The following is a 21,559-nucleotide window of genomic DNA, read 5'->3' on the forward strand; positions in this document are numbered from 1 at the left end:
ATGGATACAAACTTAACTAATTCAAATTTTCAAGAAGATAATTCTCATGTTGATATAAAACATGAAGTTAAAAAGTACCTGAGGTATTGGCCATGGTTTGCTTTCGCTATTGCTTTATGTTTTACTGCAGCATATGTGTATTTACGCTATACGCCTAGAATTTATCAAACCCACACTAAAATTAAAATTTTAGATGAGTCTGATGGTTTGGAATTGCCAACGTCTGCTTTTGTATTTAAACGTTCTAATATCAATCTTGAAAATGAAATACAGATTTTAACTTCTTACATGATAATTGAAAGAGTTGTTCGAGAATTAAAATTGAATACAACATTTCAAGAAGAAGGTCAAATTCAAACGTCACTATTGGCTGAACTCCCTTTTCAGTTTGATCAGCATATACAACCAGATAGTATTTCCAATAATTTTCAATATGAGATTTTAGTAAATGAAAATGATTTTGAAGTACTAAATGTTAAATCAGATGAGAAAATTTCATTCAAGGGACATGATTCATATAGTAAATCTCATAATCTACCTTTTGATATTAAGCTGAATAACAAATCTACCTTATCTAGTATTGAAGGCAAGAAATACGTCGTTCGTTTTATGCCAATGAAATCAGCAACCTTGCGATTAAAATCACAAGTTAAGATTGAACCTATTGGAGAACAAAGTGATTTATTGCAATTATCTATTAATTCTGAAAGCACCTTATGGTCCGAGCATGTGTTAAATACGCTGGTGAAAGTATTTAATGAAGATGGTATAAACGATAGAACCCAAGTATCTAAAAGAACCCTAGATTTTATAGATGATCGCTTTATGTTTTTAGCTAGAGAATTAGACTCTATTGAAATAGATAAAAAGGAATTTAAACAAGATAATAACCTGGTCTATTTACCAAGCGATACGGAATTAGGATTACAAAGAAGAGCCCAATCTGAAGATGAGTTATTTAGAATTGAAAGTCAAATTGCTTTAGCGCAGCTAGTCAAGGAAGCTTTAAATAGTAATGAAAACTCAAGTGGCTTGTTGCCTTCAAATGTTGGAGTTGAGAGTGGAGGTGTTAATGAGTTAATTGGCCAATACAATACAGCAGTATTGGAATATGAGAAATTTACCGGAAGTGGAGGTGGTGACAATAACCCTATGGTGAAACAGCTTAAATTGACCATGGCAGATTTAAGAGAAAATATTAATAAAACTTTAAATAGCTATAACAATCAATTAGAGGTTTCACGTAAGCAACTAGATGCAAGAAATTTAAGAGCTCGAGGAGAGGTGAGTAGAATCCCTCAAAAAGAAAAACTATTGCGAGCTATAGACAGACAGCAAAGAATAAAAGAAAGTCTCTATTTATTGCTTTTACAAAAACGTGAAGAAGCAGCTATTAATTTAGCCATAACGGAACCGTCAATTAAAATTGTAGAATCTGCTTTGTCGGGTTCAGGTCCTATCTCACCAAAACCCAATGTTATTTATGCGGCGGCATTACTTGGGGGAATCCTCTTGCCTTTTGGAGTTTTGTATCTTATTTTTATGTTAGACACAAAAGTACATGACAAAAAGGATATAGAAAAAATTGTAAAAAACGTGCCTATTATCGGTCAAATTCCTGAAGTTAAAGACAAAGCGAAACTTATTTTCGAAGACCCTAATGATAGATCAATCTTGGCAGAGTCTTTTAGAATTTTAAGCTCTAATGTGAAATACGTTTTACCTCTTAAAGAAAATGGAGACGGACAGGTTATTTTTTGTACCTCCACAATTAAAGGGGAAGGGAAAACCTATGTAAGTGTTAATTTGTCTTTGGCCTTATCTAGTTTAAATAAAAAAGTGCTTTTGATTGGTTCTGATTTAAGAAATCCGCAAATACATTCATATTCTAATAAAAATAAAAATGCAGAAGGATTATCTAATTATTTACACGATATAGATCTTGATTGGAAAAATTTATTAATTAGAGGATTTAAAAATCATCTAACTCATGATGTGTTATTGTCGGGTTCTATCCCTCCAAATCCAGCACATTTACTTACTAATGGCAGATTTGATGAATTGATAAAAGAGGCAAAATCTCTATACGATTATATAATTGTAGATACAGCTCCAACAATCTTAGTAACCGATACCATGTTAATCTCTCATTTGTCGGATGTAAATGTCTACATAGTAAAAGCAAATTATACTGAAAAGAACCTATTAGAATTCTCTAAAGAATTAAACGAGTCTGGTAAATTGAAAAACATGGCTTACGTAGTGAATAGTGTCGGTACAAGTAAGTCTCATGGTTATGGTTATAACTACGGGTACGGGTATGGCTATAATGAGGATAAATAGTATAATAATCGAATAAGTATAATTAAAAGCTCCTATTAAGGAGCTTTTTTTTTGCAAGGTCTTAATAAATTCACGACTACCTACATAACTAACAAATATGACGTTATGAATTCCATTTGGTTTTTTGACGATGTCAATCTTTTTAAAATACTTTGTCCACATAAATTTAAAGCTTATAAGGGCACACATAGTTTTGATACCTATCATAAAAAAGATTACATCTACTTTGAAGAAGATTCCGCGAACAAGGTTTATCTCATAGAAAAAGGAAAAGTGAAAATTGGCTACTACAATGAAAATGGCAATGAAATTGTAAAAGCCATCTTATCTAAAGGAGAATTATTTGGAGAAAAAGCCATTCTTGGAGATATTACTCGAGACGAATTCGCTCAGTCAATAGATAATACCACTTCAATTTGCCCAATAGGTGTGCAAACAATGCATGAGTTAATGCGAAACAATCAAACATTTAGTTTTAGCGTATATAAATTTATTGGCTTCAAGTTTAAAAAGTTAGAACGCAGACTTCAGTTGTTATTATTTAAGGATACCAAAACCCGTTTAAAAGAATTCTTAGATGAGCTTTGTGTGGAATATGGATATGATTGTGATAAAACAGGCGATCATGTGATTAAGCATCCCTATACTCAAAAAGATATTGCATCTTTAATAGGCACCTCCAGGCCCACGCTTAACATTTTATTGAATGAACTTAAGGATGAAAATTATATTGATTTTAATAGAAAAGAGATTCGTATTTTAAAAAATTCAGCTTAATTATTAGTTTATGTTAGATAGCTAACATTTAATTTAAATCGAGGGTTATAATTTTGTAGAATAAATTATAAAATTATAAAACGATGATTAAAAAAATGATTTTCTCGGTATTAGCATTGTCTACAGTATTAGTTTCTTGTAGTAGCGATGACGATAATAACAGTATGGAACCTACCACTTCAAGCTTAACATTAAATCTTTCAGGAATGGAACCTTTAGGAGCTAATTATGTTTATGAAGGTTGGATAATTGTAGATGGAGCGCCTGTTTCTACAGGAACCTTTTCAAGTGTCACTTTTCCTCAAACATTTACAGTAAATACGGTTCAACTGAGTAGTGCAACAACTTTTGTGTTGTCTATAGAACCTACAAACGATCTTGATCCAGATCCGTCTGCTACTAAAATTTTAGCTGGTGATTTTTCTGGAAATGCCGCAAATGTTAGTACAGGTATTGTTGGAGATTTCTTAAATGCGTCAGGAGCTTATTTTTTAAGAACTCCAACAGACGAAAATGGTACAAATAATGGTAATGATGAAAATGGTATTTGGTTTGGTACTCCAGGTGCACCTCCAACACCAAATTTTAATTTACCAACATTACCTAATGGTTGGGCTTATGAAGGATGGGTAGTTGGTGATTCAGGACCATTGTCTACTGGAACTTTCAATATGTTTGATATAGTTGATCATGCGGCACCTTTTAGCGAAACAATGCAATCAGGCCCTCCGGTTCCTGGTGAAGATTTCTTTTTAAATGCACCTGCTGGAGAAACCTTTCCCTTAGATGTTAGAAATAGAACGGTTGTTATCTCTATTGAGCCTGTACCAGATAATTCTCCAGCCCCGTTTGTTATGAAACCTTTAGTTGGGGTCACAGGAACTGCTACAGCTCCTGCAACACATGATTTAGGTCTTAATTTAAGCTCAATGCCAACTGGTTCTGTAAGCAGATAATAGCTTTTAAAGATTTTGTAATTGTTAGTTTTAAAGCATAGTTTCGTCTAAGAAACTATGCTTTATTTATATTATGAAAAGACCTAAATTAAATACCAGTAACATTATTTTTTTAATAGTCATTGTACTATTAATAATTCCACAGACCAGACAACCCATTCAAGTGTTTATGAATAAAGGCTTGGCTTTATTTGGTCCTTCCATTATTGAAGAAACTGAAAGGGAGAAACTCACAGATTATAGTTGGCAATTGCTAAGCGATTCTGGTGAAAGCTTCGATTTTAACGATGCGAAAGGAAAAGTGGTAGTAATTAACTTCTGGGCTACTTGGTGTCCACCATGCATTGCCGAAATGCCTAGTTTGGAAGCTTTATATAGTTCTTATAAGGATGAGGTGGTTTTTCTATTTGTTTCTGATGAAGATCCAAAAGCGATTGCAAATTTTATGACTAAGAATAACTATAGTTTTCAATATTACTCTCCAAAATCTTCCAATCCAAAATTATTTGATGTAAGCGGCATTCCTAGAACGTTCATTATAGATAAAAAGGGTCAGATAGTTATAGATAAAACTGGGGCAGCTAATTGGAATAGTGATGGCGTAAGAAATCAAATAGAGCAGCTACTTAAAGAATAATAGTGCGCACGAGAAGATTCGAACTTCCACGAACTAATGTTCACCAACCCCTCAAGCTGGCGCGTCTACCAATTCCGCCACGTGCGCATTATGTTTTGTGTAAAAATAAAAAAAGTTAAGCAAAATTGCTTAACTTTTTTTTTGTGACCGGGCTGGGGCTCGAACCCAGGACCCTCTCCTTAAAAGGGAGATGCTCTACCAACTGAGCTACCAGGTCAATTTGTTTCTCTTTATTGAGGGTGCAAAGATAGAACGTTTTATGGATCTTGCAAGCCTTTTTTAAAAAAGTTTTTTGTTTTTTTGTTTTGTTACTTTGCGAAGAGTTTTAATTGATAATATAATGCAGTTATGAAAGTTATTTTGATAGGATATATGGCTTCAGGGAAGTCGTTAATTGGCAGTGAATTAGCTAAGATTTTGAATTTAGAATATCTAGATTTGGATCAATTTATCGAAGAAAAAGAGGGTAAAACCATTCAGAAAATATTTTTAGAAAAAGGTGAAATATTTTTCAGAAAAATTGAAAACAGCTATTTAAATGAAATTTTATCTTCAAATAAAAAGATGGTTTTATCACTTGGTGGAGGGACCCCTTGTTTTTCCAACAATTTAAAACTACTAACAGAAAACAAGGATATTAGATCTTTCTTTTTAAATGTTCCCGTAAATGAGCTTGCTAAAAGATTGATGAATGATAAAAACAACCGACCACTTGTAAAATATGTAACAAATGAAAATGATATGTTAGAATTTGTTGGGAAGCATTTGTTTGAACGCTTGCCATTCTATAATCAAGCCAATTATAAGGTCGATGCTAATAAATCGAAGGGGGAAGTGATAGAATCTATTTTAAATATGCTCTAAACTCTTTACCTTCTAAAATAACATCAATATGTTCATTTAAGGAAGTTGATAGAGAGATTCCTTTAAAATCTGCTTTAACAGGATACTTTTTATGGTTTCTGTTTACCAAGACAGCTGTTTTAAATTGTTTTAAGGGCACGTCTAGGAAAAACTTAACACCATAGATCAAAGTCGTTCCAGAATTAAGGACATCGTCTATTAAAACAACAGATTTGTTTTCATAATCTTGTTTCTTAAGAGATGTTGAAATATCGTTTCTAGGATTTTTCTTATCGATAATAACCTTACATAAAATAGGGTTTATAGACGAAATCTTACTTAAAATGGTTTTTAATTTTTTGGCAAGGATATACCCATTGCTATCAATACCTGCTAAAACAACTTCAGTCTCGTTTACATTGTTTTCATAAATCTGATAAGCAATTCGCTTAATCTTATGATTTATTTCTTCGTGATTTAAGATGATGTTTTTTGTTAAAGCCATTTTAAGAGTGTTTGTTCAAAGATAAAATACAATTTTAAAAAAACAGTTTTTTATTAGTCATTTTCAATTTGGAAATCATCAATATCTCTTCTATCTTTTTTAGTAGGTCTCCCAACTCCTTTTTTTCTGTAGTAGTCTTTTGAATACTTTAATAGATCTTGGGCTTCAAATGCTTCTTTTGGCGTGGTATCTATTCGGTAAATATCAACCAACTTTGCGCCAACCCGATTTGGAGGAACATCGTTGATGGTAAACGTGTAGTTTATTTGTTCTTTTCTAACTTGCACTTCGTCAGTAGGGAACACATCACGACTTGGTTTTACAACTTCTCCACGAACTCTAACATGTCCTTTTTTGCATGCAACTGTGGCAAGACTCCTTGTTTTGTAATATCTCACACACCATAAATACTTGTCAATTCGCATAATAAAAATCTAAAAACTAAGTTAATGTTCTTGTAAAACAACGTTAATGTTCTTGTACAAAATTATTAATAAATTGTATCTTGCACCGTAAAAAAGAAAGAATAATGAAAATTAGAAATTTATCAGTTATCATTTTATGTTTTGGCCTCACTGTTTTTTCATGTAAGGAAGACGATGAAATAACTCCTGAAGTTGCTCCTGTAAGAGATGCTCAAGAAGTTTATGATGAAAACATACTAGAAATAGTAACTTACCTTGAAACTCATTTTTATAACTATGAAGAGTTTGAACAAAACCCTACCTATAGCGACTTAAGTGCCATGCCATACACCGTGACACCAAACGATAACTTCGAAATTGTATTCGATACAATTGCTGGAGCTAATAGTGATAAAATTCCTTTAATTGACCAAGTAACAAGTGAAGAAGTTACAAGTTCTGATGGAATTGTTAGTACCCTTTATTATTTAGTAGTTAGAGATGGCCTAGGTGGAGTTATCCACCCAATTGATCAGGTTTTTGCTAATTATAATGGTTTATTAATTGATGGAACTCTATTTGATAGTGCCATTTCTGCTGTACCATTTTATTTAACAACTGTTGGTACTTTATATGGTGTGGTTGATGGTTTTAAAGAAGGAATTATAAAATTTAAAGCACGTCAAGGTTATACTGTTAATAATGATGGAACCGTAACAAATCATAATCATGGAATTGGGGCAGTTTTTGTTCCTTCAGGATTAGGTTATTCTGCGCAAACTCAAACTGGAATACCTGCGTATTCTAATTTGATTTTCTCTTTTAGCGCTGAAAAGAGAGTGCTTTTAGATCATGATAATGATGGTGTATTTTCTTACTTGGAGGATTTAAATGATAATCAAGATTCATTTGATGATGATACGGATGGAGATGGTATTCCAAATTTTATTGATGTTGATGATGATGGTGATGGTGTTTTAACAACCGACGAAATAGAGCATACAGTTTATACAGAAGATCAGAACATGATGGTGTTTACATCTAATATTGCAGCGCAAGTTTATTATGATACCTACGCGGCGGCAGATGAAGTTCTTTATAGTATTATTGATAATAACGACGGGACTTTTACTTTAAATACAGTAATTTTCACCGATTCTAATGACGACGGAATTCCAGATTACTTAGACAGTAGCGTTTATTAAGTAAAAAAATAATTATATAAAAAAAAGCCACTTTGTAAAAAGTGGCTTTTTTTGTTTTATAAAATAAATGATATACTTAAAATAAGTTGTTCTGGCCTGGTGTCTATTCTACTTTCAACAACAGGGCTTACATTGTTATTTATAAAGGTTGCTTCATTGTCGTTAAAGCCTCTTTCATATCTAAGGTCAATTCCAATGCTATTAAAACTAACACCAACCCCAAAGTTTAAACCTACTGTAAAATCATTTTCAATAGTATGGATGTTATTGTTTTCAAATTCAGTATCCAAAATATATTGGAGCGATGGTCCTGCAAACACATTAAACATCTTAAGGAATCTCAAGCCAACTAAAAGCGGTGCATCTAGTTTTTGCATTTTAAAGCTTCCGTCATTATAGTCGCTTGTTGTACTGGTATAAACTAGCTCTGGTTTTACAAAAATCTTTCCACCAAATTTTCCAAATATACCAACATGATACCCAATATTTTTTTCTGGATGTTCAGCTTGGCTACCTACCGATTCGAAATAATCGCCATTCCCATTAAAATTAATACCACCTTTTAAGCCAAAGCCAGTTTTATTTTGAGCTTGAGTAAAAGTGACACATAATAAACAGGCTAAACTTAAATAAATTACTTTTTTCATGTCTGTCGTTTTTTTGATTTCTTAAGTTAAAACGACATAATGCAGCAATTATTTCCTTTTTATAACAGTTTCAACAGCTTTTACAATAGCATTGCTATTTAAACCATATTTTTCCATAAGCTGTTCTGGTGTGCCAGATTCTCCAAAAGTATCATTAGTAGCTACAAATTCTTGTGGTGTAGGTTTGTTTATTGCTAAAACTCTTGCAACACTTTCACCTAAACCTCCAAGGAAGTTATGTTCTTCAGCTGTTACAATACAGCCTGTTTTTGTAACCGATTTGATAATAGCTTCATCATCAAGTGGTTTTATAGTGTGAATGTTTATCACTTCGGCAGAGATGCCTTTTTCATTTAAAACTTTCGCAGCTTCCAAAGCTTCCCAAACCAAATGTCCAGTAGCAACAATAGTTACATCTGTACCATCAACTAAATGAAGGGCTTTCCCTATTTCGAATTTTTGATTTGCTTCAGTAAAATTAGCAACTTTTGGTCTTCCAAAACGTAAGTATACTGGGCCATGATGTTCTGCAATAGCGATGGTTGCGGCCTTTGTTTGATTGTAATCACAGGTGTTGATTACCGTCATACCAGGTAACATTTTCATTAAGCCTATATCTTCAAGAATTTGGTGTGTCGCGCCATCTTCACCTAAAGTTAAACCTGCATGCGAAGCACAAATTTTCACGTTCTTATCAGAATAAGCAACACTTTGACGAATTTGATCGTAAACTCTACCAGTAGAAAAATTTGCGAAAGTTCCCGTAAAAGGAATTTTGCCGCCAATGGTCATTCCTGCCGCCAAACTAATCATATTAGCTTCAGCAATTCCTACTTGAAAAAAACGTTCTGGGTGATTGGCTTTAAACTCGTCCATTTTTAATGAACCAATTAAATCGGCACAAAGAGCCACAACATTTTCGTTAGTTTTTCCTAATTCCGTTAATCCATCTCCAAAACCTGAGCGAGTGTCTTTACTTCCTGTATTTGTGTATGTTTTCATTTTTATGTCCACTAAAGCGGGTATCTTTTAATTAATATTTTCTTAATGCAAACTGAGACTGTAAACTATTTTAGTAATCTCCTAAAGTTTCAGGATTCTGAACTAATCCGTTTGCTAACTGTTCATCGTTTGGAGCTTTTCCATGCCATGCATGTGTATGCATCATAAAATCCACACCATTACCCATAACCGTTTTTAATAAAACACAAACAGGTTTGCCTTTTCCAGTTTTAGATTTAGCTTCAGCCATTCCTTTTAAAATAGCATCAATATCGTTACCTTCATTTATTTCAACAACGGTCCAACCAAAAGCTTCAAATTTTCCTTTGATGCTTCCCATTGGTAACACCGTGTCCGTAGAACCATCAATTTGTTGCCCGTTTAAATCTATAGTAGAAATAATATTGTCAACTTTATTACCTGCGGCATACATAATAGCTTCCCAGTTTTGACCTTCTTGTAATTCGCCATCGCCATGTAAACTATAAATTAAATGAGAATCATTATTCAATTTTTTTGTTTGTGCAGCACCTAAAGCCACAGACATACCTTGACCTAAAGAACCAGATGCAATTCTAATTCCTGGTAAGTTGTCGTGAGTTGTTGGATGTCCTTGTAAACGTGAATTTATTAAACGAAAGGTGCTTAATTCTTTAACTGGAAAATATCCAGATCTAGCTAATACACTGTAGTAAACAGGAGAAATATGGCCATTAGACAAAAAGAATAAATCTTCGCCAATCCCATCCATATCAAAGCCTTCTTTTCTATCTAATATGTCACTATAAAGTGAAACAAAAAATTCTGCGCAACCTAATGAACCTCCAGGATGTCCTGAATTTACTTTGTGCACCATACGCAAAATATCTCTACGTACTTGTGTTGTTAAATCTTTTAATTGTTGTGTGTTTGACATGTTTTATTAGTTAATTTTCAGTTGCAAAAATAAAGGTTTATTATCCTTAATCAAAAAGAGATGTGAGGCACTTATTAACGAATTGTATGGATTTGCTAACAATTGCTGAAATTGAAGTGGAAAACAGAATATGATAAAGTTTTTATCAATTTAAGGATGTAATAATTCTCAAAATATTATTTTTCACTTTAGACACTTTAGACACTTTAGACACTTTAGACACTTTAGACACTTTAGACACTTTAGACACTTTAGACACTTTAGACACTTTAGACACTTTAGACACTTTAGACACTTTAGACACTTTAGACACTTTAGACACTTTAGACACTTTAGACACTTTAGACACTTTAGACACTTTAGACACTTTAGACACTTTAGACACTTTAGACACTTTAGACACTTTAGACACAGAAAAATTTTCTCACATAGGTTTCAAATTTATTAAATGTTTAAGAGTCTATAGTATTATGTTATTTATATTTGCCACTTGACGAAATAAGAACATGATATTCGAATTAAAAGGAAAAGACGCTCAATCTAGTGCCAGAGCTGGTATACTTACTACAGACCATGGCGTAATAGAAACACCTATATTTATGCCCGTTGGGACGGTTGCTTCTGTAAAAGGAGTGCACCAACGCGAGCTTAAAAATGATATAAATCCTGATATTATTTTAGGAAATACCTACCATTTATATTTACGACCAACAACTGATATTCTTGAAAAAGCTGGTGGTTTACATAAATTCATGAATTGGGATAGGAGTATTTTAACCGATTCTGGAGGATACCAAGTGTATTCTCTTTCGGCTAATAGAAAAATTAAGGAAGAAGGCGTTAAGTTTAAATCGCATATCGATGGAAGTTATCACTTCTTTACTCCTGAAAATGTCATGGAAATCCAACGAACTATTGGTGCAGATATTATCATGGCTTTCGATGAATGTACACCTTACCCATGCGATTATCATTATGCAAAACGCTCTATGAAAATGACGCATAGATGGTTAGATAGATGTATTAATCACTTAGAAAAAGTGCCTTTTAAATACGATTACAGTCAGGCATTTTTTCCAATTGTTCAAGGAAGTACTTACAAGGATTTAAGAATGCAGTCTGCGGAATATATTGCTAACGCTGGAGCTGTAGGAAATGCCATTGGAGGCTTGTCTGTTGGTGAACCAGCAGAAGAAATGTACGCCATGACGGAAATTGTTACTAATATTTTACCAGAAGATAAACCTCGCTATTTAATGGGAGTAGGAACCCCAATTAATATATTAGAAAATATTGCTTTAGGGGTGGATATGTTCGATTGTGTGATGCCTACAAGAAATGCTAGGAATGGGATGTTATTTACAGCTCATGGAACCATAAATATTAAAAATCTAAAATGGGCAGACGATTTTTCTCCAGTAGATGACATGGGAATTACTTTTGTAGATACAGATTACACCAAAGCTTATTTACGTCATTTATTTACGGTTAATGAAAGATTGGGCGCACAAATTGCAACCATCCATAATTTAGGTTTTTATATGTGGTTGGTTCGTGAAGCAAGAAAACATATCTTGGCTGGAGATTTTAGAACTTGGAAAGATATGATGGTGAAGCAGATGGATAAGCGTTTATAGACTAAATAAAGTAGAAAATAGATTAAAAAACAACGATTGAGAAATGAACATGTTTTTAATCTTATTATATTAACTAAAAACAAAGAATTAGACTTCTTTTTTGAAGAAGTTGTAGGAGGATGAAAATACTCGATTGGTACATATTAAAACGTTATTTATTTACATTTTTTATCATGTTATTGTTGTTTATTCCTATTGGAATAACTGTGCATCTAGCTGAGAAAATTGGAAAAATACTTGAAAACGAAGTGCCGTTTGGGGAAGTTTTGCTCTATTTTTTGGATTTTACCATTTATTTTGCCCATCTATTATTTCCTTTGTTTTTATTCCTTTCGGTCATTTGGTTTACCTCCAAACTTGCCAATAATACAGAAGTGATTGCTTTTTTAAGTTCTGGAGTGTCTTTTTCTAGATTTTTAAGACCTTATATGATTGGCGCAACTATTGTTGCCCTTTTAGCTTTGGTTTTAGGGATGTATTTGGCTCCAAATGCAAGTAATGGCTTTAATGATTTTAATTATAAGTATCTTAAGAATAAAAATGATGCCCTCGACAATCAAAACGTGTATCGGCAAATTAATGATAATGAATATATTTATGTAAGTAGTTTTGATGTCAGACAAAAGATTGGTAGAGATTTTACCCTAGAGCATATTGAAGAAGATAAAATGTCTTATAAAATTAGTGCCTCTACCATTAGATATGAAGAAAAAGATTCTACTTATAGGTTATCTAATTATACCAAAAGACAAATTGGGGCAGGAGATGATATTCTTGAAATAGCAAGAAGAAAAGATACCATTTTTTCTTTCGATTTAGAAGATTTAACTCCAGTGGTTTACATTGCTGAAACCTTACCTTATGGCGAATTAAACCGATTTATTGAAAAAGAGGAAAAAAGAGGGTCTTCGTATATTAATAGATATAAATTAGTAAAATACCGAAAATGGAGTTTGCCAGTTTCAGTATTTATTTTAACCATAATTGCCGTTGCCGTTTCATCTAAAAAACGTCGTGGAGGGATGGGAGTAAACCTAGCTTTTGGTATTTGCATTGCCATGGTTTTTGTGTTTTTTGATAAAATTTTTGGTGTTTTAGCATCTCAGTCAGATTTTTCACCTTTGGTTGCCGTTTGGTTTCCAAACATTATATTTGGCTTTTTAGCAGCTTATCTTCTTTACAATGCAAAACGATAATTTAAAAAATTACCTGCACTTACATGTACTGGTATTTATAGCTGGTTTTACCGCTGTTTTAGGCGAACTTATTACCATTGGCGCAGTTTCATTGGTTTGGTACCGCATGCTTATGGCAACCATTCTAATGCTTATCTATGTTGCTTTTGCCAAAATTAATTTAAGAATTCCATTAAAATCTGTTGCCAAACTAGCTTTTGCAGGTATCATTATTGCTTTACATTGGATCACCTTTTTTGAGTCCATTAAAATATCCAATATATCCATAACACTTGCTATGTTTTCTACAGGTGCGTTTTTTGCATCTTTAATAGAACCGCTGGTCTATAAACGGAAAATAATTTGTTATGAAATTATTTTCGGACTCCTAATTATAGTAGGAGTTGCCATCATAACCAATAGCGAGTTTAAGTATTTGTCTGGGATTATTTTAGGAATAATTTCAGCTTTTTTATCTTCAACATTTGCTGTTTTAAATGGCAAGTTTTTAGAAAAACACACCGCGACGGTTATTTCAGTTTATGAATTTGTAAGTGGGGTTTTATTTATAAGTTTATTCATGCTTTTCTTCGGAAATGGTTTTTCAAAAGAGTTTTTTGTTTTAAGTACATCAGATTTTATATTTCTATTTATTTTAGCCTCTGTTTGTACAGCTTATGCATTTATTGCTTCGGTTTATGTTATGAGGTATATTAGCCCATATACGGTTGTTTTAACCTATAATCTGGAGCCTATTTATGGCATCCTTTTAGCTCTCTTGTTTTTTCCTGAGAATGAAGTTATGAGTTCTTCCTTTTATGTCGGCGCTATTATAATTATTTCTGTGGTCATGATAAACGGTATCTTAAAACAGAGAATACGTAGTAAAGCTAAAAAAGCATTAAGGTCTGTTAACAAGTAACGATTTTATCCTTAGCTAGATACATCTAGTTTAAAAGCAATTCACTAAATTTATCAGGTATTTCGTTTTAATTCTAAAATTAAAACAAAATAAAATATGTAATTTTGTGTGCTAATAAAAACAAACTATAATTTCCAATGGAATATTTAGAATTTGAACTACCTATAAAAGAACTAGAAGATCAATTACAAAAATGTGAGATTATAGGGAAGGAAAGCGAGGTTGACGTTACTGAAACTTGCAAACAGATTGAAAAGAAATTAATCGCTACTAAGAAAGAGATTTATAAAAATTTAACACCTTGGCAACGTGTGCAAATGTCTCGCCACCCAAGTAGACCATACACCCTAGATTATATTAAAGCCCTATGTGGAGATAGTTTTTTAGAACTTCATGGAGATAGAAGCTTTAAAGACGATAAAGCCATGATTGGCGGATTAGGAAAAATTGGAGATCAAAGTTTTATGTTTATTGGCCAGCAAAAGGGCTATAACACAAAAACAAGACAGTTTAGAAATTTTGGGATGGCTAATCCTGAAGGTTATAGAAAAGCCTTACGTTTAATGAAGTCTGCAGAAAAATTTGGAATTCCTGTGGTAACCTTATTGGATACGCCAGGTGCTTATCCAGGATTGGAGGCAGAAGAACGTGGACAAGGGGAAGCAATTGCTAGAAATATTCTTGAAATGACTCGTCTAAAAGTGCCAATTATTACCATCGTTATTGGTGAAGGTGCTTCTGGAGGAGCTTTAGGAATTGGAGTAGGAGATAAGGTGCTTATGTTAGAGAATACGTGGTATTCTGTTATTTCACCAGAATCTTGTTCTTCCATACTGTGGAGAAGCTGGGAATATAAGGAACAAGCCGCAGACGCTTTGAAACTGACTGCAAAAGACATGAAAAAGCAGGGTATTGTAGACGAAATCATCAAAGAACCAATTGGCGGTGCACATAGCGATAGAGAGAAAACATATCTAGCTGTAAAAAGTGCCATTCTTAAAACTTTTGATGAATTAAAAAACTTATCACCAAAAGATTTAGTAAACAAACGACAAGAAAAGTATTTAGAAATAGGAGTTTTTAAAGGCTAAGACTTTCAAACCTTATAAATATAAATCTGAAATGTCTTATTTCAGATTTTTTTTATGCTTATCAACAATATAATTAAGTTATTAACAGTTAAATTGTTAACTTATGGTGGACAATCAAGACAGATATTTACACCGTTTATCATCTCAATTTAGCTACTTTCGTAAACATGAAACAACCAAATCAAATTAAAGGATATCAAGTAGATAAAAGCACGATTATTAATCTAGAGAGGGGTAAAATCCCGCCTCAAGCACTTGATTTAGAAGAGGTTGTGTTAGGTGCGATGATGATTGATAAAAAAGGTGTCGATGAAGTAATCGATATTTTAAGTCCGGATGCTTTCTACAAAGAAGCCCATCAACACATCTTTGAAGCTATATTTCAGTTGTTTGAAAATAGTGAGCCAGTCGACTTATTAACCGTTTCTAGTCAATTAAAGAAAAATCGCAAACTAGATTTGGTTGGTGGAGATTTTTACCTTATTTCATTGACTCAAAAGGTGTCTTCTTCAGCTCACATTGAGTTTCATGCACGTATTATATTACAAAAATTTATTCAGCGTAGTTTAATAAAAATTTCAAATGAAATTATCGAAGATTCATACGATGAAACTCAAGATGTTTTCGATTTATTAGATCGCGCAGAATCTAAATTATACGAGGTTACACAAGGAAATATAAAAAAATCTAGTGAAACGGCTCAAGAATTAGTAATTCAAGCAAAAAAGAAAATTGAAGAAATTTCCAACAAGGAAGGTTTAAGTGGAATACCTTCAGGTTTTACCAAATTAGATAAATTGACTTCGGGCTGGCAAGAAAGTGATTTAATTATTGTCGCTGCTCGTCCAGGTATGGGAAAAACAGCCTTAACCTTGTCCATGGCAAGAAATATAGCTGTTACTCAAAATATTCCTGTAGCTTTCTTCTCTTTAGAGATGGCATCAGTACAATTAATTATGCGTTTAATTTCTAGTGAAACCGGCTTATCTTCAGAAAAACTAAGAACTGGAAAATTAGAAAAACACGAATGGGAACAATTAAATGTGAAAGTTAAGAGCTTAGAAAAAGCCCCTTTATTTATTGATGATACGCCTTCGCTTTCTATTTTCGATTTAAGAGCCAAAGCGAGACGTTTGGCTTCACAACATGGTATAAAACTTATTGTAGTAGATTATTTGCAATTAATGACAGCTGGTGGAAGTCAGAAAGGTGGAGGTAATAGAGAGCAAGAGATTTCTACAATCTCTCGAAACCTAAAAGCTTTAGCAAAAGAATTGAGTATTCCTGTAATTGCATTATCTCAATTATCTCGTGCTGTAGAAACTCGTGGTGGAAGCAAAAGACCTTTACTTTCTGACCTTCGTGAATCAGGAGCTATCGAGCAAGATGCAGATATTGTATCTTTTATTTACAGACCAGAATATTATAAAATTGACGAATGGGACGATGAAGAAAGATCTCCAACCGAGGGTCAAGCAGAGTTTATTATTGCAAAACACAGAAATGGTGGTTTGGATAGCATTCGATTAAAATTTGTAGGTCATTTAGGTAAATTTGACAATTTAGATGATTTTGATACGCCTTTCGGACAGGAGTTTCATTCTAAAATGAATGCCGCTGCAAACGATAATACATTTTCACCTGATAAGTTTCCATCTCCATCAGCTGATGATGCTTTTGGTGCACCAGAAGAAGATAACGACGTGCCATTTTAAAATTCCCAAGTTTTTTATATAACAAAGCCTTATGGACAAATTAAGAACCACAAATATTTTATTACTAGTTATTGTTGTACCCTTAGTTTTTTATCTTTTAAAAATTCTATCATTTATATTTATTCCATTGGTATTCTCAATGTTTATTGCTTTGTTGTTTTTACCTATAATGCGATGGTTAACTAAAAAGAACATTCCTAAATTTATTAGTATTGCAATCATTATTCTATTGATTGCTGCAGGAGTGAAAATTGGTGTGGAATTAATCAAACTTTCTAGTTATGAAATACTTAATTCAGATTCTAATTTCTTTTTAAAAGCTGAACAAAAGATTGATAATTTATGGTTTGCAGCCCAAGAAACTTTTGGATTTCAAATAGGTGATAAAGAGAATGTTTTAACGCAGTTAGTTGCTAATGATAACTTAGGCGAAACCTTAAATTTTGTTCAAAAAACCCTAACCATGATTCTTATGACCATCTTTTTCGTGGTTTTGTGGCTAGCAGAATCTATTAACATTCAGAAAGTATTAAATAGTACCATTTTTAAGCAACGTATTACCTCTGTAAAAACATTTCTTAAAATTGAAAAAGACCTTATTAAATTCATTAAAGTAAAGTTTCTTGTAAGTTTGGCAACTGGGATAGGGACTGGTTTGGCTTGTCTGTTTTTTGATGTTAGTTTTCCTATATTCTGGGGCCTATTTGCTTTTATAATAAATTTTGTACAAATGGTAGGCTCTATCATTACAGTCGTATTATTATCCTTATTTGCCTTTATAGAATTTGATCCAACAAGTACCTTAGCCTTTTTTATCATATCAATTACAGGCGTCCAAGTCTTATTTGGATCTATTTTGGAGCCTATTTTTATGGGAAAATCCTTTTCACTAAACGTCATTACTGTTTTGGTTATGCTTATGCTTTGGGGCTTTCTCTGGGGTGTTCCAGGTTTAATAATGGCAATCCCTATAACGGTCTTTATAAAAATTATCTTAGACCAATTTCCTGAAACTAAAGTAATCTCTAGTATTATTTCAGGAAACAATAAAAAAAGCATTGGTTAAAGTTTATTAAAAACCAATTAAGAGGAGTTATTTTTAAGTATATTTCAACTGTGAAAAATCTAGCATTCATCTTCGTTTTATTGTTTTCGTTAAATACATTTGGCTCATATATCCTAATCCCAATGGATGCTGAGACACAGAAAAATCATTTAAAAGCTTATGGGATAACCTACTGGACTTTAGAAAAACAGCTAAAGGTAAAATGGTTGTTAAATTATAGAGGAGGTTCATTTTTATTACCAGATACAGAAGAAATTCAACGTGAATGCCAAATACGAGGTGTTTCATTTGAAATATTGTCTGATGCTAAAACAGAATCTATTCTTGAAAAAATTAGCAGTCCAAGTGAAAACATGGAAGCGGTAGTTCTAGAAAAGGCACCCAGAATTGCTGTCTATTCTCCCAAGGGTAATTTACCTTGGGACGATGCTGTAACCATGGTTTTAACTTATGCCGAGATTCCTTATGAAACCATTTATGATGAAGAAGTCTTAAATGATGCACTATTATTGTACGACTGGTTGCATTTACATCACGAAGATTTTACTGGACAATTTGGAAAATTTTATGCCAATTATAGAACGGCCGCTTGGTATATTGAAGAAAAAAAAGAAGCCGAAGCTTTAGCTACCAAATTAGGGTATGCCAAAGTATCTGAAGAAAAACTAGCTGTATCACTAAAAATTAGAGATTATGTTATTGGTGGAGGTTTTATGTTTGCCATGTGCAGTGCAACAGATAGTTTTGATATAGCTTTATCGGCAGAGGGCGTAGATATTTGTGAACCTATGTTCGATGGAGATCCAAGTGACGCCAATTATCAAGCAAAGATAAATTACAATAATACATTTGCCTTTAAGGATTTCACCTTAGAAAGAAACCCGATGGTTTATGAGTTTTCATCCATAGATATGACTCAGAAAAGACAAATCCCAAAAATGACAGACTATTTCACGCTTATGGATTTCTCTGCCAAATGGGATCCAATTCCAACTATGTTATGTCAAAACCACACAGCTTTGGTAAAAGGTTTTATGGGCCAAACAACGTCTTTTACACGAGATGAAATAAAATCTAATGTCTTAGTTTTAGGTGAAAACAAAACCAATGGCGAGGCAAAATATGTCCATGGTATTAAAGGAAAAGGTTTTTTTACTTTTTATGGAGGTCATGATCCTGAAGATTACACCCACAAAGTTGGAGATCCTAAAACAGAATTGGATTTGTATCCAACCTCTCCAGGATATAGACTTATTTTGAATAATGTTTTGTTTCCAGCAGCCAAAAAGAAGAAGCAGAAAACCTAATATGAGGTCTGTATTATTTATTTTAACGTTTTTGTTTTTGCAAGTATCATTCTCTCAAAATGATACTATAGTAGATTTTGGGCAAAGTTTACTAAATGAAAACCGATTAGATATTGCCATTTCTTATTATAATAAGCATTTAATTGTTTCACAAAACGATGAACAGAGTATCCATTTGCTTTTAGGCTTAGCAGAAGCTTATAAGTTGCAATTAAATTACAGTGAAGCAAGTAAATATTATACTAGAGCTTTTGAAGAAATTGAGCTTTCAAATAACACACAATTAAAATTCTTTTATTATGTTAAAATGGCTGAGTTTTACAGGAAAAGAACCTTGTTTAAAGAGGCTGCAGTAGAACTCAAAAAAGCGGACATCATCTTGAAGAGTCATCAAATTGATGATGTGTATCTCTCTAATTTTTACGGTCGAAAAGCGGCCCTTTTTACTGAATATTATTTTATACAAGACTCTACTTTGTATTATGCTAGTAAAGCTTTAAAGCTAGCAGAAAAAGTGAATGATAAGGACGGCGTTTTTTATTCGTCATTAGAGATTTCAGGTGTTTACGAGGACAAAAAAGAATTTCAAAATGCTATTAAGTCTTTAGAGACCTTAATAAAATATTCTGAGGATAATAAGCTCATTCAGCAACAAGTTGATGCTTATATAAATTACACTAGAATTTTAATAAAAGACAATCAATTAGAAAAGGCTTTGCGTGAATGCTTAAAAGCACTGGAATTTGCAAAAGAGAATGAACTGTTTTATGGTGAAATTCTCTTTACAGATAATATTAGAAATATTTATAAAAAACTGGGAAATATAACCAAAGCTTATCAATATTTGGAAATTAGATTAGATCTTACAGATAAGTATTATAAAATTGAACATGATAATTTTTTGTTTGATCTTGAAGAAAAATACAAGCTGTCTGAAAAAGAAAATCAAATTACAATTAATAATCTTGAAATTGAAAACAAGAATAAAGCTTTAGAGACAAACAAAAGGCAACTGTTTATTAGCTTTGCTCTACTTTTAGCTGCCATTGGAATTTCTGTTCTAATTGCTTATTTCTTAAAAAAAGAAAAGAGGAGTAATAAGCGACTTCAACGTTTATCTCAGGAAAATAAGTTTTTATTAAGTGAGGCAAACCATCGAATTAATAATAATTTACAATTGATGGTTATTCTTATCTCAGATCAATTAAAAAAAACACCTAAAAAACGAAATTTTCAACTTAAAAGTATCTTGACAAAAGTTGAGGCAATTTCTACATTGCATAAGCATTTGTATAAAAATGAGGATAAAAACAAAGTGGATGTTTGTAGTTATTTGAATGACGTGAAAACAGGTTTTTTTCAGGTATTTAAGGAAAATAATATTGAAACTAATTTTAATATTGCCCCGGTCCAGATCCCTTCAGATTACGCAATGTATTTCGGACTGTTACTTACCGAATTGTGTATAAATTCCATTAAACATGCTTTTGAGAACCAAGAATACAAAGAGATTAATTTTGAATTAAAATACACGGATAGAATTATTTTTAAATATTCTGATAACGGAACAACCCGTATGGATAATATTATTCAACCCAAACTGATAGATAAAATCTGCCGTCAATTAGAAATAGAATATGAAATTAATACGGAAAACGGCTTTTCTTTTTCCTTTGTAAAAGAAATAATAAATGACTAAAGAGCAAAATATAAAAATTCTTATTGTTGAAGATGAAGTAATAATTGCAGAATATATAGCAGAACTTTTACAAGATGAACATTTTTCAAACATTAAAATAGCTAAGAATAAAGAAATAGCTTTAACAGAGATGACTTCTTTTTTACCAGATATCATTTTAATGGACATTAATTTGAAAGGTGTCAATTCTGGAATAGAATTATCTAAAGTTAAAAATAAAAATGCAACAGTTATTTTTATAACTGGGCAACATGATTTTGCATTAATGAGTGAAGCATTAAAAACCAATCCGGATGCTTATTTAACTAAACCCATCAAAAAAGTAGATGTTTTGGCCGCAATAAGGTTGGCTATGCAAAAAAAGCAGTCCAAAAACTTTCAATTTAAAGATGGTTATGATCTTGTTACTTTAGAATTTTTCGATATAAGATTTGTTGTTGCAGATGGTAATTATGTTAATATTCACACTACCTCAAAAAAATATACCATACGTCAATCTTTATTGGCTATCGCTGAAAGTCTACCTTCCGATATTTTTAAACAATCGCATCGATCTTATATTGTGAATAAAATCAAAGTGGAGCGAATTACACCAAATTCAGTAATTATTAATGGAACAGAAATACCCTTGTCCAGATCTTATGCAAAGCACTTTAAGTAGTTATTGGAATACAAAATAATGCATTTCAACCCTTTTTATTTGTATTTCATA

Annotated in this window: 21 protein-coding genes and 2 tRNA genes; 15 read left to right on the forward strand and 8 right to left on the reverse strand. The window is 32.4% G+C overall.

Features of this window, described 5'->3' with window-relative positions:
- The 4 genes from IEV77_RS17020 to IEV77_RS17035 all read left to right on the forward strand — a co-directional run bounded on the left by IEV77_RS17020 (position 1) and on the right by IEV77_RS17035 (position 4,713).
- Entirely contained in the window at positions 1-2,343 is a 2,343-nt protein-coding gene (locus IEV77_RS17020) for a GumC family protein (RefSeq protein WP_188467014.1), read from the forward strand.
- Positions 2,344-2,448: 105 nt separating this feature from the next.
- On the forward strand, positions 2,449-3,120 hold the full coding sequence (locus IEV77_RS17025; protein ID WP_188467016.1) for a Crp/Fnr family transcriptional regulator: 672 nt from the start codon (positions 2,449-2,451) through the stop codon (positions 3,118-3,120).
- Between the two features lie 83 nt (positions 3,121-3,203).
- Positions 3,204-4,076 carry an anti-sigma factor gene (locus IEV77_RS17030; RefSeq protein ID WP_188467018.1) on the forward strand — a complete coding sequence of 291 codons (873 nt, stop codon included), beginning with the start codon at positions 3,204-3,206 and terminating at the stop codon, positions 4,074-4,076.
- Positions 4,077-4,149: 73 nt separating this feature from the next.
- Positions 4,150-4,713 (forward strand): TlpA family protein disulfide reductase, encoded by a 564-nt coding sequence (locus IEV77_RS17035; protein WP_188467020.1) that lies wholly within the window; start codon positions 4,150-4,152, stop codon positions 4,711-4,713.
- Between the two features lie 3 nt (positions 4,714-4,716).
- On the opposite strand, the gene IEV77_RS17040 is transcribed toward IEV77_RS17035, so the two are convergent.
- Together IEV77_RS17040 and IEV77_RS17045 are read right to left on the reverse strand one after the other, a co-directional pair.
- Positions 4,717-4,800, reverse strand: a tRNA-Leu gene (locus IEV77_RS17040).
- Positions 4,801-4,857: 57 nt separating this feature from the next.
- A tRNA-Lys gene (locus IEV77_RS17045) sits at positions 4,858-4,930 on the reverse strand.
- Positions 4,931-5,061: 131 nt separating this feature from the next.
- Between IEV77_RS17045 and IEV77_RS17050 the strand changes: the two genes are divergently transcribed.
- Complete coding sequence (locus IEV77_RS17050; protein WP_188467022.1) at positions 5,062-5,577, forward strand: shikimate kinase; 516 nt, start codon at positions 5,062-5,064, stop codon at positions 5,575-5,577.
- On the opposite strand, the gene IEV77_RS17055 is transcribed toward IEV77_RS17050, so the two are convergent.
- Both IEV77_RS17055 and IEV77_RS17060 read right to left on the reverse strand, forming a co-directional pair.
- The gene (locus IEV77_RS17055) at positions 5,558-6,061 is read right to left on the reverse strand and encodes a phosphoribosyltransferase family protein (RefSeq protein WP_188467024.1); all 504 of its coding nucleotides are present in this window, start codon (positions 6,059-6,061) and stop codon (positions 5,558-5,560) included. The two genes, IEV77_RS17050 and IEV77_RS17055, sit on opposite strands and share 20 nt — an antisense overlap.
- A 53-nt stretch (positions 6,062-6,114) precedes the next feature.
- On the reverse strand, positions 6,115-6,486 hold the full coding sequence (locus IEV77_RS17060) for an RNA-binding S4 domain-containing protein (protein ID WP_188467026.1): 372 nt from the start codon (positions 6,484-6,486) through the stop codon (positions 6,115-6,117).
- 104 nt (positions 6,487-6,590) lie between these two features.
- Between IEV77_RS17060 and IEV77_RS17065 the strand changes: the two genes are divergently transcribed.
- On the forward strand, positions 6,591-7,670 hold the full coding sequence (locus tag IEV77_RS17065) for an FKBP-type peptidyl-prolyl cis-trans isomerase (protein WP_188467028.1): 1,080 nt from the start codon (positions 6,591-6,593) through the stop codon (positions 7,668-7,670).
- A 56-nt stretch (positions 7,671-7,726) separates the two neighbouring features.
- Here IEV77_RS17065 and IEV77_RS17070 read toward each other — a convergent pair whose 3' ends face one another.
- The 4 genes from IEV77_RS17070 to IEV77_RS17085 all read right to left on the reverse strand — a co-directional run bounded on the left by IEV77_RS17070 (position 7,727) and on the right by IEV77_RS17085 (position 10,647).
- A complete protein-coding gene (locus IEV77_RS17070) occupies positions 7,727-8,317 on the reverse strand; it encodes a porin family protein (protein WP_188467030.1) in 591 nt (196 codons plus the stop codon).
- 48 nt (positions 8,318-8,365) lie between these two features.
- Positions 8,366-9,319: a transketolase family protein gene (locus IEV77_RS17075; RefSeq protein ID WP_188467031.1), complete on the reverse strand. Its 954-nt coding sequence runs from the start codon at positions 9,317-9,319 to the stop codon at positions 8,366-8,368.
- A gap of 70 nt (positions 9,320-9,389) precedes the next feature.
- The gene (locus IEV77_RS17080) at positions 9,390-10,235 is read right to left on the reverse strand and encodes a transketolase (protein WP_188467033.1); all 846 of its coding nucleotides are present in this window, start codon (positions 10,233-10,235) and stop codon (positions 9,390-9,392) included.
- 145 nt (positions 10,236-10,380) lie between these two features.
- Positions 10,381-10,647 (reverse strand): hypothetical protein, encoded by a 267-nt coding sequence (locus IEV77_RS17085; RefSeq protein ID WP_188467035.1) that lies wholly within the window; start codon positions 10,645-10,647, stop codon positions 10,381-10,383.
- A gap of 94 nt (positions 10,648-10,741) precedes the next feature.
- Here IEV77_RS17085 and tgt point away from each other — a divergent pair, with 94 nt between their 5' ends.
- The 9 genes from tgt (at position 10,742) to IEV77_RS17130 (ending at position 21,508) form a co-directional block, all read left to right on the forward strand.
- Complete coding sequence (tgt, locus tag IEV77_RS17090) at positions 10,742-11,872, forward strand: tRNA guanosine(34) transglycosylase Tgt (RefSeq protein ID WP_188467037.1); 1,131 nt, start codon at positions 10,742-10,744, stop codon at positions 11,870-11,872.
- A 119-nt stretch (positions 11,873-11,991) separates the two neighbouring features.
- Positions 11,992-13,068, forward strand: a complete 1,077-nt coding sequence (locus tag IEV77_RS17095) for an LptF/LptG family permease (RefSeq protein ID WP_188467039.1) — start codon at positions 11,992-11,994, stop codon at positions 13,066-13,068.
- Positions 13,055-13,969, forward strand: coding sequence for a DMT family transporter (locus IEV77_RS17100; protein ID WP_188467041.1), 915 nt, complete (start codon positions 13,055-13,057; stop codon positions 13,967-13,969). Before IEV77_RS17095 ends, IEV77_RS17100 begins: the two co-directional genes overlap by 14 nt.
- Before the next feature lie 137 nt (positions 13,970-14,106).
- Positions 14,107-15,060: an acetyl-CoA carboxylase carboxyltransferase subunit alpha gene (locus IEV77_RS17105; protein WP_188467043.1), complete on the forward strand. Its 954-nt coding sequence runs from the start codon at positions 14,107-14,109 to the stop codon at positions 15,058-15,060.
- A gap of 167 nt (positions 15,061-15,227) precedes the next feature.
- Positions 15,228-16,775: a replicative DNA helicase gene (gene dnaB / locus IEV77_RS17110; RefSeq protein WP_188467045.1), complete on the forward strand. Its 1,548-nt coding sequence runs from the start codon at positions 15,228-15,230 to the stop codon at positions 16,773-16,775.
- A gap of 31 nt (positions 16,776-16,806) precedes the next feature.
- Entirely contained in the window at positions 16,807-17,841 is a 1,035-nt protein-coding gene (locus IEV77_RS17115) for an AI-2E family transporter (RefSeq protein ID WP_188467047.1), read from the forward strand.
- A gap of 122 nt (positions 17,842-17,963) precedes the next feature.
- Positions 17,964-19,148 carry an asparagine synthetase B gene (locus tag IEV77_RS17120; protein WP_188467114.1) on the forward strand — a complete coding sequence of 395 codons (1,185 nt, stop codon included), beginning with the start codon at positions 17,964-17,966 and terminating at the stop codon, positions 19,146-19,148.
- A gap of 1 nt (position 19,149) precedes the next feature.
- A complete protein-coding gene (locus IEV77_RS17125) occupies positions 19,150-20,847 on the forward strand; it encodes a sensor histidine kinase (RefSeq protein ID WP_188467049.1) in 1,698 nt (565 codons plus the stop codon).
- Positions 20,840-21,508: a LytR/AlgR family response regulator transcription factor gene (locus tag IEV77_RS17130; RefSeq protein WP_188467051.1), complete on the forward strand. Its 669-nt coding sequence runs from the start codon at positions 20,840-20,842 to the stop codon at positions 21,506-21,508. Before IEV77_RS17125 ends, IEV77_RS17130 begins: the two co-directional genes overlap by 8 nt.
- Positions 21,509-21,559 lie beyond the last annotated feature (51 nt).

The sequence above is a fragment of the Xanthomarina arctica genome (genome assembly GCF_014638915.1).
In the GTDB taxonomy this organism is placed as follows: Bacteria; Bacteroidota; Bacteroidia; order Flavobacteriales; family Flavobacteriaceae; genus Xanthomarina; species Xanthomarina arctica.